Here is a 12,837-nt window from a genome sequence, read left to right as displayed (position 1 = left end):
TCGGACCCCTAGATGATCGGGCGCCCCTCCCGCCGCGCTTCCCGCCAGTCCTTGATGAACGCGCGGATGATCACGGTGAGTGTGCCAGCCACAAGCACCGGCCAGATCAAGACGTAGAGCGTGAGCAGAACTGTGCTCCAGTTCATGAGAAGTTCCTTTCGAGGTCGGGGGTGGGCGCGGCAGCGGATCCGGATCCTGCTGTGGCGGCTCCAGGGCCTGCTGCAGAGCCCGCAACGGGGATGGGATCCGTCTCCGGGTCAAAATCGCCCGTCCGCACTTTGATCAGGTCGAAGTCGAAGGGCTTCTGTTTCGAGGCGAGTGTGAGCGCAACGCACACCACCGTGCTCACCGCGTACGCCACAAGTGATCCGGAGAGCACCGGGTACTGGTGCAGGAAGCCGATAGCGAACGGCGCGGACGCGAGCGTCGAGCCAATACCCACGACGAACGCCACGCGTTTTCCGAAGAAGCCAAACGCCATGAGCCCGAGCACCACACCGATTCCGATCGTGGCGAGCACGTCGCTCACGATCCCGAGGCCACCACTGAGGTCGATCCATGAGAACCGCACCGGCAAGAAGGCCGCGAGAGCCAGCACCACTGCGATGCTGAATGCCGAATTGGTGACTCGGTTCCAGTAGAAGCTCGCAATCACGGGGAACACGAGGGCCCCCCAGAGCGCCCCCACGAACACCAGAAGGTCGAGGATGTTGAGCTGCGAGCCGGCGAAGAACACTCCGGCGGTGATTGCTACCACCATGGTGATTCTGCCGATCAGCACCATCGTGCGTGGGTTGGCACGTCCCTTTCCTGCAATGTTCTGGCCGTAAATGTCGGTCATGACGATCGAGGCGAGCGCGGTGAGATCCGCATCCGCCGTCGAGGACAGCGAACCGATGATCATGATGAAGAACAGTGCGAGCAGAGCTGGCGACAAATACGTCGCCGCCATCTGCGGGATCAGGTTGTTGACGTCGCCACCAACCGGCTCGATTCCCGCGTAGAGCGCGATCACTCCGAGCATGCCAATGCCGATGATGGTGGCACCGTAGCCCACTGTCGCCGTCACGAAGGTCTTCTTGATGAGGTCCTCTCGCACCGCAAAAAGTCGCTGCGCGATCGTCTGGTTGCCGATGGCGTACGCGAGCACCGCAGCAATGTAGGGCGCGCCCTGGTTGAAGAACGCGTCAGAGGAGAAGAAGTCGCCCTGCTGCGGGGTGAGGCGGTGTGCCCCGGTCTCGAACAGGGACGGCCCGCCTGCGGCGAAGAACACGACGGGGATGATGATCACGACGGCGCCAAGCATGAAGATGACCTGCATGAAGTCGGTCAGCACCGACGCGCGGAATCCAGCCCACAGTGTGTAGAGCAGCACACCGGCGCCAATTGCTATCACGCCCTGAGTGAAGGTGAACGGCGAGAGCATGTCGATCAGCGCGCCACCCGCGATCAGGTTCGACGTGAGACTGATGACACTCCCCAGCACGTTTGAGCCGGCGAGCATGAGCTGACTGGAGCGGCCGTGTCTCGCGAACATCACCTCGGCGATTGTGTGCGCGCGGGGTGCGACCTGGCGAATCCTGCGCCCAAACGGGTAGATCAACAGGATCATGAGCGCGCCCCACAGTCCGTAGTGGATCGACCCAGAGAGCCCGTATTGGAATCCGGAGGTGGCGGAGGCGTACATCGAGGCAGCCCAAATCCACGTTGCGGTCATGGAGGCGGCGGAGATCCCGAAGCCGATCCGGCCACCGCCGGTCATGTAGCCGTCAGCGTTTTCACGCTTGCGGCTGATGCGGAGCGAGATGATGAGACTCGCGCCGAAGAAGAGTATGAAGAGACCGAGTACAACGGGGCCTGAAAGCTGTTGCAGGTCGTTCATGGTGATTTCCTTTCAAAGTACGGAGGTCGGCGTCGATGCCGGTGAACCGAAGTGAAAGAAAATCGCTAGGTGGGGAGTGAGCTTCGTGGTACGAGGTGCTTCGTGTGATCGATCAGGCGCCGGGTGCGGCGCGCGGAGACGTTGAGTGATCCGGGTGTGATTGTGGCGTCCTTCCGACAGTGGTGCGGACAAAATTGCCCACCCTATACCTACCCCACTCCCCGAGAAAGAGCCAATTGAGGGTCGCCTGATTACACGACAGAGCTGGGTATCGATGGCAGTTCCGGAGGGCCTCAGGTCAGGGGAGGTTCGTCGATCTGGAGTTCACCCATCTCGCCCCAGGAATCACCTTCGACTTTGCGGGAGACAATCTTGGGGGTGGCCAGCAGTGCGGGACGCATGGATTCCATGCCGGCCGCGAAGTGGTCGCTGTTCACGTGCGCTCCTGCAGCATCGTCATCCGCGAATGCCTCAACGAGCACAAATTCGCTGGGATCCTCCACGCTGCGTGACCACTCGAACCAGAGATTTCCCGGTTCCTGCCGGGTGCTTTGCGTAAACGGCCCCACGAGGTCCATGAACTGCTCGGTGTATTCGGGTTTGGTCTTGAATTTCACCACAATGAAGTACATGGGTTCGATCCTAGCCAGGAGCCAAATCGCACGGCGCACGGCACCCGGGTACTTCAACATTGGCCCGTGGGGCTACTGTGGTGGCACTCTGGACCGATCCCTGAATGGTCGGGAGTTGGCAGAGTCGAATACATGAACAACTCGCACACCACATTGATCCGGTCGTCCTCCGTGCTCGCTGCGGCTCTGCTCGTCGGCGCTTCGCTCACCGGCTGTAGCGCAATCGATGCATTCAAGAACTCTGCTGCGGACGCCTGGCAGGTCACCTATGAAGTCAGTGTCGACAGCTCTGAGCCCACAACGCTGACCGCGGTGTCGTACTTGGACCAAGCGACCCGCGCTGACACGCGTGCGCCTGTCGTCAACGACTCGGTCACCGCGTCCCCCAGGGAGGGCGGAATTGCGACCTGGTCTGTTGAATCGATCGTCATCGTTGGGGACACCACGAGCGTCACCGCCACTCCTGCTGAGGGCTTGACCGCCACCTGCAGAATCTTGCTTGATGGAACACGAGAGATCGCATCTGAAACGAGCGCAGCAGGTGCTCCCGTTCAGTGCGAGGCGGTGGCCCCACCGTTTGATCAGTAGGAGGCGGGCGTAGCGCCTCTGCGCCACGCGCAGGCGCGATCGCACGTGTCAAGGCCGCGGCCACGCTCTCCGGAAGGAGCCTGTGGAGGGGAACTGTGAGCATATGTGCTCTGCTCTCGGGAGTGCGACATGGCCCGAGGGCGACCCGGGCGAGTGAATCGGCCGCGCGCCAGGAGCTCAGTGGCCGATTCACCGTGGCCGTTGTGGAGCACGGCGCATGGTCTGCAATACGGAGTGACCGTCCGCGAGCGGTCTCTCAGCCCGAATGCGTTCGAGCTGAGAGACCCACGCATCTCTACTCTGGGTACCGACGGCCAGCGGCTTTCCGGTCTCGGAGGAAACGCCTCCCGAGGAATGCTCCGCCGCCTCCGAGAAGTGCCGCGCCTGCAGCGGCGAGGAGCCAGGTGCCGTTTCCACCGGTCTGTGCAAGCCTCGGCGAGGTGGCTGTCTGCTGGGTCTGTGACGAGGCCGGCGGGGTGGCCGGGGAGGTCGGGGAGGTCGGGGTCGTGGGCGCAGTCGGAGAAGGCGTCACAGGGTTCGGCTTCTTCAGCGGCGCCGCGGGCAACGATACCGGCTGCGATGCCGACTCCTGATGGTTCACATCTCCGCCGAATTTTGCTGTGATGCTCATATCTTGTGCGGGGGTGGGGAGCTCTCCGGCGTACGCGCCGGCGGGATCAAGCGGGAGCGTCGCGAGCGCCTGTCCTGCGCTGTCGGCGATCACTACATTGCCTGTTGGAATCGTGCCGTTCACTCCAGCAACGCTTCCCTCGACACGAGCTTTGGGTGCGGGTGACCCCTGAGACGAGGTGGTATCCGTTGTGAGCGTCGTGGTGGTTTCCGCCTGCAGGATGGCCAACGTCGCAGTTGCTTCTGCGAGCACTGTGACGCCAGCGTCTTCCGAGTAGCTCGCTGAGAATACGTGGTCGCCTGCGGTGAGGGGTACATCGAGCACGAGTTCAGCTGCGCCGTTGACTACTGGCGCACTCCCCCAGTCCTCGCCACCGCTCGCAAACGAGACGATTCCCTCACTGTTTTGGTCAGTGACGGAGACGGTGAGCGTATGCTGTGCTCCGTAGCTGCTTTCGGCATCAATCGCGGTCACGACCGGGTCGGAGCTTACCGTCATGGGAGGACCAAATACATAGACTGATCCCGCCTTACTGCGGGCAAACGGGGCACCAATTGCAACCGCGTCGGCCGTTGCGCGGATTGCCGAGTCGTAGTGCGTGTAGCCGAACTGATCGCGATCCGTCGCGTCTGACGCCCGGAGTGTCTGCACAGGCTCCGGTGCAATCGTAGCCTCGGTGGTGGCAGTGAATTCGCCGGTCGTGTAGATGTGGACCTCACCCTGGGCGGCAGGCCGCACCTCAGCGTTGGCGAGAATGGTCTCGCCTGAAACAGCGATCGAAGATCCGAAGTTTTCACTGTGCTGCGGAGGCAGCAGCTTGGCCCCCTGCTGGGTGAGCGAGCGATCGAGTTGATACAGCGCCCCCTGCGTTGTGGTGCCTGACTGAATCGAGGAGCGATTGCAACCGTGTTCCGGGTCAGTCTTGGGGCCGGTGAAATTTGCTTCGACCGGGGAGCCAACAAAGAGGGACTCACCCTGGAACGCGAGTGCGAACCCGAACGCGGGGCCGCCCCCGCCGCTTGGCAGGCACACTGTCGCGTCGTCCACGGGCTGCGTGGCGAACCCAGGCTCCGTGCCCACGGGAGCAGAGACATCCCACAGGTACACGCCACCGACGCGCCTCAACATGTCGTCGGTATTTTGCACTGCACTGACCGCGATGTGTTCTCCTGAGATGGCGACCGTCTGACCGGTGATGCTCCCCGGGCGGATTTCCGTGGGGAGGAGCTCCCGCGTGGTGCCGTTGCTGCTGTCGATGACGTACGCGAGACCGGTGTTGGCGTGACCGTCCACTGTGGCGTTTGACGCTCCGACGACAATGAGGTCGCCGCTTGCGGCCAAGGCCTCTCCAAACGACTCCGCAATCCGCGTGACGCGTGACGTATCGGCCGGAGCCGTGTATCGAGAGCTTTCCGTCCAGTCGTTCAGGCTGTTGCGCGTGAACTGCACCACGACACCGGCCCCGGCGACCGAGAGCTTGGTCGCATCCTCGTTGAGCGCCACGCGTTTCCCGAACGCAGCCGGAGGGTTCGCGGCAGTCACCCGGGTGGTCTCCCACTGGGTCAGCGTGTCATCGGTGGCAACGGAGACCGCGACAGAGGCACCCCAGACGTCGGTGTAGGCGATGTACTTTCCACTCATCGCCGTGGAATATCCGGCGCGGGACCCATCGGATGGGTTCAGCTGGTGCAGCTCGGTGAGCTCGGTAGGTGCAGCATGGGCGGCGCCTGCGGCACCAAACACGGCCGCGATCGCAACTGTTCCTGCAATGACTCCCGCTCGAGTTTTGGTCAATAGTTTTCTCATGGCGTGTGCTCTTTTCGGTGTGATGCGTATCTCGCCTGTGCGACGACAGGCCGGCTACAGTCGTTTGATCTTGAGAATTGCACGGACCGGGTACGTGCACGGAGCAATTGGCTTGCCTTCGCAGTAGAGGCCTCCGAGCAGCACGTCTCCTGTGAGTTCGTTCACCTCGATCCCTCCCACGGCCCGCACGTAGTCGCCCAAGGTGTTCGTCTGAATCAAGGTGTTGAGTTCTGCGCTGCCTCGTTCAATGTCGTATGTCACGAGCTCGGTACTGCTGGAGGGCTGCGGGTTGAACGGGTCGGCAGTTTCAACGGTCAAGGTGGAGAGAATGAGCTCACCGTTCGTCTCGTCGAGGATGGAATCGGTGATGGGAAACGCTGGAGGAGGCAGTGCGATTGCTGGGGCGCCCGCCTCAAGGGGAACTTCGAAGACGCGCCCTTCAGCGCGGTACTCGTTGTCTCGAATGACCGTGATATCCCCAGCTACGTACATCGTTCCCTGACGCCGGTCGAGGTGCAGCCGCCAGGTGCGGTCATGGTCAGCTCGTTCGCCAGCCGGAAGTTCGAGCTTCTTCATCCAGAGGCGCTTGGGCAGGTTCCGGAGGCCTTCGCCTACGTTCCACTCCGTCACGTCGTAGGCAGTGACGTACACCTCGTCCCCTGCTCGCGACAGCACGTAGAGGTTGGTCCAATAATTCGGTCCAAAGGCGGAAGCCATGCCGAGGTCAAGTGGTTTGAGGGCGGGGGAACCCATCTTGCCCGACGCGGTGCCGAGCGTCATCCCGCCCCAAGATTGCTTGATCGAATCGCTGGTAAACCACCCGTGCCCGACCGGGGGGCGAACGTTCGCGAACAGGGCTTCCTTATACGGGTTCCCACCCCACCGAACAATCGTGTTGTAGCTCCCACCGGTAGTCCATTGGCCCGACATCCGCGAGCCTAAAATCCACTCACTCTGGCAATTCCCTGTCGGGTCTGGTGACGGGACATACTCGCTCATGTTCGCGACTTTCGCGTCATTGTGGAGCCGCATCCCTTGTTCCTCTTCCCAGGCTGATTTCACTGCTGCTTGCCCGTACATGAGCCACTCAGAGTCACCCGGCACGACCTCCGGGGCTCGATACACGCCGTAGCGGTTCGTCGTGATCGGACCAACGCACCCGAATCCGAGCTCGATCCGTTTCTTCTCCTTGAGAGTGACTGGATCAATTGACACGAGAAATTTTTCGCTCATGCTGACATAGAGGCGCTGCTCTCCGTATGCCATAGCGAATTGCCCGCCGAGGCCCTCTGCTCGTTCGTATTCGACAATCGTGTTGGGAATCTTGACGCCGATCGCGTCGCTGCGCACAAACGCTTGATCTTGAAAGGCGCTCACGGTCGAGGGGACCAGGGCGAGCACGAGGAGTCCTGCGACCCCCGCGAAGCGCCACGAACGTCGTGGCACATGCCGGCGGCGAAAGGAGACGGGGCGCGGCGAACGCTGAGAGATGATCATGATCCTGGTGTCCTGTTATCTGGGTCCGTTGGTTGGCTGGAAATCTTCTGCGGCGGGGCCGCTGGCGCGTGCCCCCGATGGGCCTCGTCGTCCGCTCCGTAGTCGCCCCCGGTCGGAGCTGACTGCTCCGAAGCTCCCCGAGCTCCCGTTGAGCGAGCTCGGGCTTCGGCCGGTAGGAAAAACATGAATGCGAGAAGCGCTGCACACACGAGGAGGATCGAGAGACCAAACGGAGTCTGCAGGAAGAGCGAAACGTTCCCGAGGAACGGGACGTGTAGCAGATATCGGCTCGCTTCTTCAACGACATAGGGGTCGGAGTCAGGCAGGGCGTTTGCGTCACCCTTTAGCACGAGCCAGCGTCCGTTCTCGCCGAGTGTGTCCTGCGGCCTGTTTTCGTCTGCAGCCTCGTCGGATCGCTCCTCGGGGAGAAGCACTTCAACAACTCGGTGAGTCACGAGTCCGTCGATGTCGTTGCCGGAGCTCCGCCGTTCGACGGTCACGACGTCTCCGCGACGAATTTCCGGTGCGGGCACGTTTTTCGCGAACACCATTGAACCCGTTGGAATCCCGGGGGCCATGGAGCCTGAGATGACATTGAGCGCGCTCACCCCGAAGACCAGGCTCGCGGCGACCGCCAGCGCACACACCGCACCGAGGACGGCCCCGGCGGTGAGCAACACTGAACGGAGTGGGCGGATCACCTGTGACACCGCCCTCATCTTGTGCTGCTCGCATCAAGTTGGAGGGCAAGATTCGCCGTTCCACCGTTGAGTGCAGCCGCTGCGGCAGAGTCGGGGAACTCGATCTTGAGGACGATCGTCTGCGCGCTGGTGTCTGGCCCAGGTGTGTAGCCGTCCCCTTCGTTCTGAGGGGTGCTCCCCCGCGGCGCGAGGTTCCCGAGCGTTGCGTGTGCCTCGGCGAGGGGTTTGTCTTCGAAAAGGACCCTCTCCGTGCCGCTCTGCGAAGTGATCGCGGTAAAGCGGAGCTCGGGTACCAGACTGATCGCGCTGCTCTCCGTCGTATCGATGATGCGCAGGGTAGCGGCCGCTGATGTTCGCTCGGAGTTGTTGAACACAATGAGGTCTCCGGTACGCACCTGCCCTCCCGGGACGAGATTGCGGGGATTGTCGATGGGGATGCCGATGCCGGCCGGGGTGTCTGCTTGGCGCACTATTCCGGCGTCCGGAGAGTTGGGGGGCATCACGACCGCAATATCAAACGGCGCGACACTCACCCCGGTGCCGCTACCAGCAAGGTTGATCAGTGCACTGTCGCGGAATGCAGCGCTCGTGAGCAGCGTTGCCACACCGAACACGACGACGGCCGTCACTCCGGCGAGAGCAATCACGAGCGCGGGTTTGCCGGGGCGCTGGGCTTTCCGAGCGAGGCGTGCAAGGCGAGCGAAGGCGCTGGCGCAGAGCTGCGCGGCTCGGGGAAGAAGTATGTGTCTCATCTGCGTGTGCTTTCAGGGGTTCGACGGGTCAACAAGAGGACGCCACCCACGGCAAGGATGAGCGCTGCGACCGCGGCTGCGGCGTCGTGCGACGCGCCAGTTTCTGCCAGTCGTGGCGTCTCCGAGGTGGCCTCGAAACTGATGCGCAGATTTCCGCTGAGGTCCTGGTACTCGTTGCCTGCCGACTGCTCGAGCGTGAGTGCGCCTCGAAGGACGCGGCTTTCGCCGGGGGTGAGAGGCGCGAGTTCCACGGTGGAGCTCGAGACGCCGTTGAGATTTCGCAGCGCAGCACTCAGAACGCGTTCTTTCCCGTCTGACAGCGTGAGCGAGAGGTCTTCACCGGTCGCAACGAGTGCCGATTCATCGCTGGAGATTCGAAATGAGAGCGGCAAGGGAGTATCGGTGCGATTCACCACGGTGAACTCTGCGTGAGTTTCGTGCCCCGGCCCTGGGACGGGCATGGAGCTTGGTCCGGTGACTGAGATGAGCGCAGTCGGTGGCAATTCATCCTGCTGCGGGACAGTGGCGCGGGCGGTGCCCACCGCAGACGCGACAGGCACGTATGGGACCGCCTCAGCGGGTGCCGAAGCGAGAGGGAACGCGACGAAGATCAGGCAGATCAGGGCGGCTAAGCGTGTCATGGTGCACTCGATTCGGCGGTGAACTGAATTGCGACTCCGCTAGTCTCGGCGGCGAAGGAGTCAAGGTCCGGATCGAGCGCGAAAGTGGTATCGAGGAGCGCCTGGACCGTAATGGTGTGTTCAGCCCCTGGAAGAAGTCCTTCAATTCCCCTCGTGTCGAGCGCGTTGAATTCGACTGAGGTGAGGCCGGTCGCGAAGGCTGGTTCACCGTCGTAGGCGACAGTGAACCGCATGTACTCGAACAGGGCGGCGCACTTGGCGTTGCATCCGTTCGGGAGTGGAGCCAGCGTCGGCACTGCCGATCCTGCCGGAGCGTCAGGGGCGATGCGGAAGTTCGTGGTGAATGTAACCGCCTCGCTGGTCCCAATGACCACGGGGGTCTCAGAGCCGGTGAGCGGCAATTCGACTGCAGACTGCTCGTCGCGGGCCTCCTGCCAGTCGCCGCTCGTGTCCTGCACTTGAACGGCGAATGGGGTCGGATTGCCGACACCGTCGGCGCCGCCCAGAGTGAGTGTCGCCCGGTCGGTGAGGGCAGCCGAAGTTGCGCCGATCGCAGCGAGGACGAGCAGTGCAGTGCCCGAGAGCGCTGCTCGTATGCGATACCCGTGAGGGTGCGTGTGACTCATCGATTCTCTCCGGTGAAACTGAAATGGACGGTGACAGGATTCTCCGAGGGAAGCGGTGCAGGGGCCGGACGGAGTTCGATGGTCACGTCAAGCACCTCGTGGCGCCCCGGAGCGAGGTCCGCTGCCCACGGAATTCCGCGGAGCCGGGAGAGGGGCATCTCGCGCACGAGCGTGGCTTGCTGAGAGCGAATGGTGACGTACAGGTGGTCGAGCACCTCGGGAGTCGCGGTGGCGGTCACTGCGAGAGCGACAGTTCCGACAAGCGCCTCGCTCTGGTTCTTCACAGCGACGCGAATCGATTCGGGCTCGTTGACCGCAAACACCATCGGTTCTCCGCCAGTATCGACTGCCGCAGCGGGCGCGGCGGTTGAGCTGTCGGCCCACTCGGCGCCTGTCGGCTGCCAGGAGTCTTGTGTGGAACCGGCCACAGCGAGCGTGAACGTATTGTTGCTGCCATCAATAAACACCTCCGCGGTTCCTCTGCTGGTGAACGCTGCCGCGGAGGCGAGCGCGAGACAGCCGAGGAGCACTCCGGACGCGATAAGCGCTTTCACACGCTCAGATCGTTGCATGGTGAGGATTGTCATGTGCTTCCTAGGTGCAGGACTTCATCGTGGTCGCTGGGCCCGTCCCTGACGGTTCGCGCCCAGCGACCCCTTGCGATGTAAGTCGGTGAGAACTCCCGAATTACTTCGACTGAGCTTCGACGATGAACTTCGGGAAGGCTTCCTGCCCCTGGATATCGTTTCCGGCGGTCGAGACGATGCCAACGGTCACCTTCGCCGTTGCTTCCTCTTCCGTCGCAAGGTCGTTCAGGAAGGTCTGAGCGGCGGCGAGTGAGCTCGGCGTCACCTCGTCGGCGAGCTTGGTCCAGCTGGCCGCGCCATCCTTCTTCACCTCGACGGTGATGCGCAGTGCGTTCCAGAGTTCAGCCTCGTTCGTCTTTCCCGCCACAGTCCCAATCTTGAACTTGAGATCGCCGGCCAGATTGTCGCTGTTGTTGCGCAGCGGAATCTCCACCGTGGTGGACTCGCCCGGAGTCAGAGTGTCACCGTCAGGAAGCACCCAGTCGACCGCCGTGCCGTCAGTGTTGGCCCGTACCCAGGTGCCGTCTGCCACGCCAGACGAATCCTGATTCTGGGTCTCCAGCACGAAGTTGTTGCCCCCGCCGATTCCATCACCATCTGCGGAGCCAAACAGGTTGATGTTCGCTGAATCTGCGAAGAACGCTGCCGTCGACAGTGCTGCAACGGCGAGAAGTGCGCCGCCTGAGATCAGCAGTCGCTTGCGCCCGCTCGTCTGAGTTGAACTGGCCATAGTGATGTCGTTCCTATTCTCTATCGTCTACTTGAATTCACGCGGTTGAGCCGCGCTCACTTCGTAGAGGCGCAGAGCCGGAATGTGTGACAGAGTTTTGGGAAGATTTTCTTCGCCGCTGTTTTGACCGCTCTTGGCACGTGTCAGGTGGCGCAGTGGCCCCGGTGTTCGGTTGTCTCAGGGCGCGTGAGATCCTCGTCCGCTGCGTGGGGACGGCAGAGCTGCTCGTTCTGCCGCTGCCCGCGCGAGCGATTGCGCAGAATACCGCCCGATCCGATCAGCACCAGTGCAGCGGCAAGCACCGCAAGCACGCCTCCGAGCACGCCTCCGGTCAACGCGAGCAGGAATGCGTCAACAGGATGGGGTCCAGTTGCCTGGGTGGGCTGAGCCGCGCGACCCGAGGTCTGCTCTGAGACAGCAGTTGAGGCCGCAAAGTGAAACGAGAGTTCTGCGGCGAGCGCTGGATCCGTGTCGCTACTGTCGCGTGTGAGCGTGGCCCGCAACGACAGCTCTTCTCCCGGCGTGAGGTGACCGAGCGTCTGCCCATCACCCTGGAGGGTGGCAAGTGGCGCGTTGTCGAGAATGGTGCGTGTCGAAGTGGCTACGGTAAGCCGCAGCGCATCGCTGAGATGCTGATTTTTGGTGATGACCTGCAATTGCACCTGCAAGCTGCTCAGGAGCGCATCGTTTCGCGCACCGAGATCCCACTCGACTTCGTGACCGGGCGCAGGCATGCGCAAACGCGTGGTTTCCGGGTACACGGAAAGCCACTGGCGCTCTGGGCCTCCCCGCTCCGGATGCGACCATTCCCTTTCTTGAGCCGGGAGCCCCGTGGAGCCGTCGGTGCTTGGACCAGGTGGGGTGAGGAGCTGCGCGATGCCCAGGAGCAGGACCAGCGCACACCCCAGAGCGACCAGCGCTTGGGAGAGCGCAAGCAGCGGGACCGCGTGAGCACGGTCTTGCTGTCCTGGCGCGCGTTGGAGCAGGGTGGCAAGCCCGATCGGCCCCCAGACAATCGCGCGAGCACGGCGTCCGGTGCCAGCCTCATCGCGGAGCTCGTTCAAGACTCTGCCGCAGGAAGCGCACGTGGCCAGGTGAGCTGCCAGGCGGCGTGGTGGTGCATCTGCACCGTGGGCAACGAACTTTGCGAGAGGACGAATGAACGGCTCACAGCTCGTTCCTGCCGAGGAGTCTGCGTACAGGGCAAGGTATTCAGTACGCAGAGCGCGGCGGGCGCGAGAGAGCCGCGCCCGCGCATTCACCACGGTGATGCCGAGTTCCTCCGCGACGTCTTCGGAAGATCGATCTTCGAGGAGGCGCAAGGCAAGAATACGACGGTCTTCGTCTGACACGCGTTGCAGAGCCCCGCCCAAGAGCGTGTGCTCCAGTTCGATCACGAGCGTGTCATGGAAGGGCCGAGCAGGCACCACGAGATCTTGTTCCACCGAGAAGTGATCTGGAGCAGCGCGTTTCAACCGCGCGAAGGCGTTCCGAGCAATGGTGACCAAATACGCCTCATGGTTCCTCACGCCCTCGGGGTTCCGGGTGAGGAAGTCGAGGTAGGACTCAAAAGTGACGGAGACCACCTCGTCCGCTTCCGCATCTGTGGCGCCCAGGGAAAACGCGTATCGGCGGAGCCGAGGTGACAGCTCCCGGAACAGCTGAGGAAGTGCGGCGAGATGCACCGATTTCGGCGCACTGCTCGGAGGGTGTCCGTGTGACTCAGCGTCTTCGTGATTCACGGAGCGCTCAACTCTCCTGACC

The 12,837-nt window shown here is 62.6% G+C and carries 13 protein-coding genes; 1 reads left to right on the top strand and 12 read right to left on the bottom strand.

All coding sequences use genetic code 11. The features are described from left to right. Positions 1-8 precede the first annotated feature (8 nt). From K1X41_RS13565 to K1X41_RS13555, 3 genes are all read right to left on the bottom strand, one after another. On the bottom strand, positions 9-146 hold the full coding sequence (locus K1X41_RS13565) for a putative transporter small subunit (protein ID WP_165875562.1): 138 nt from the start codon (positions 144-146) through the stop codon (positions 9-11). Next, complete coding sequence (locus tag K1X41_RS13560; RefSeq protein WP_220174851.1) at positions 143-1,882, bottom strand: sodium:solute symporter family protein; 1,740 nt, start codon at positions 1,880-1,882, stop codon at positions 143-145. Before K1X41_RS13560 ends, K1X41_RS13565 begins: the two co-directional genes overlap by 4 nt. Before the next feature lie 293 nt (positions 1,883-2,175). Next, complete coding sequence (locus K1X41_RS13555) at positions 2,176-2,514, bottom strand: putative quinol monooxygenase (RefSeq protein WP_132202240.1); 339 nt, start codon at positions 2,512-2,514, stop codon at positions 2,176-2,178. 132 nt (positions 2,515-2,646) lie between these two features. Between K1X41_RS13555 and K1X41_RS13550 the strand changes: the two genes are divergently transcribed. Further along, on the top strand, positions 2,647-3,102 hold the full coding sequence (locus K1X41_RS13550; RefSeq protein ID WP_220174850.1) for a hypothetical protein: 456 nt from the start codon (positions 2,647-2,649) through the stop codon (positions 3,100-3,102). Positions 3,103-3,397: 295 nt separating this feature from the next. Here the strand turns inward: K1X41_RS13550 and K1X41_RS13545 are convergent, their stop codons facing one another. From K1X41_RS13545 to K1X41_RS13505, 9 genes are all read right to left on the bottom strand, one after another. Next, positions 3,398-5,527, bottom strand: coding sequence for an Ig-like domain repeat protein (locus K1X41_RS13545; protein WP_220174849.1), 2,130 nt, complete (start codon positions 5,525-5,527; stop codon positions 3,398-3,400). 66 nt (positions 5,528-5,593) lie between these two features. Continuing rightward, positions 5,594-7,036, bottom strand: coding sequence for a hypothetical protein (locus K1X41_RS13540; protein ID WP_220174848.1), 1,443 nt, complete (start codon positions 7,034-7,036; stop codon positions 5,594-5,596). Further along, positions 7,033-7,746: a signal peptidase I gene (locus K1X41_RS13535; RefSeq protein ID WP_220174847.1), complete on the bottom strand. Its 714-nt coding sequence runs from the start codon at positions 7,744-7,746 to the stop codon at positions 7,033-7,035. The genes K1X41_RS13540 and K1X41_RS13535 overlap by 4 nt, the downstream gene beginning before the upstream one ends. A gap of 5 nt (positions 7,747-7,751) precedes the next feature. Continuing rightward, positions 7,752-8,489, bottom strand: coding sequence for a hypothetical protein (locus K1X41_RS13530; protein WP_133617100.1), 738 nt, complete (start codon positions 8,487-8,489; stop codon positions 7,752-7,754). Beyond that, entirely contained in the window at positions 8,486-9,130 is a 645-nt protein-coding gene (locus K1X41_RS13525; protein WP_220174846.1) for a hypothetical protein, read from the bottom strand. Before K1X41_RS13525 ends, K1X41_RS13530 begins: the two co-directional genes overlap by 4 nt. After that, on the bottom strand, positions 9,127-9,756 hold the full coding sequence (locus K1X41_RS13520; protein ID WP_220174845.1) for a hypothetical protein: 630 nt from the start codon (positions 9,754-9,756) through the stop codon (positions 9,127-9,129). Before K1X41_RS13520 ends, K1X41_RS13525 begins: the two co-directional genes overlap by 4 nt. After that, positions 9,753-10,343: a hypothetical protein gene (locus tag K1X41_RS13515; protein WP_133617103.1), complete on the bottom strand. Its 591-nt coding sequence runs from the start codon at positions 10,341-10,343 to the stop codon at positions 9,753-9,755. Before K1X41_RS13515 ends, K1X41_RS13520 begins: the two co-directional genes overlap by 4 nt. A 100-nt stretch (positions 10,344-10,443) precedes the next feature. Then, a complete protein-coding gene (locus tag K1X41_RS13510; protein WP_220174844.1) occupies positions 10,444-11,073 on the bottom strand; it encodes a hypothetical protein in 630 nt (209 codons plus the stop codon). Between the two features lie 143 nt (positions 11,074-11,216). Continuing rightward, positions 11,217-12,815 (bottom strand): sigma-70 family RNA polymerase sigma factor, encoded by a 1,599-nt coding sequence (locus K1X41_RS13505; RefSeq protein ID WP_220174843.1) that lies wholly within the window; start codon positions 12,813-12,815, stop codon positions 11,217-11,219. Between the last annotated feature and the right edge of the window lie 22 nt (positions 12,816-12,837).

Source organism: Leucobacter luti (assembly GCF_019464495.1).
GTDB classification, from domain to species: Bacteria; Actinomycetota; Actinomycetes; order Actinomycetales; family Microbacteriaceae; genus Leucobacter; species Leucobacter luti_A.
The sequence above is the reverse complement of the archived record's forward strand: the minus strand, read 5'-3'. Positions and strand labels throughout refer to the sequence as shown.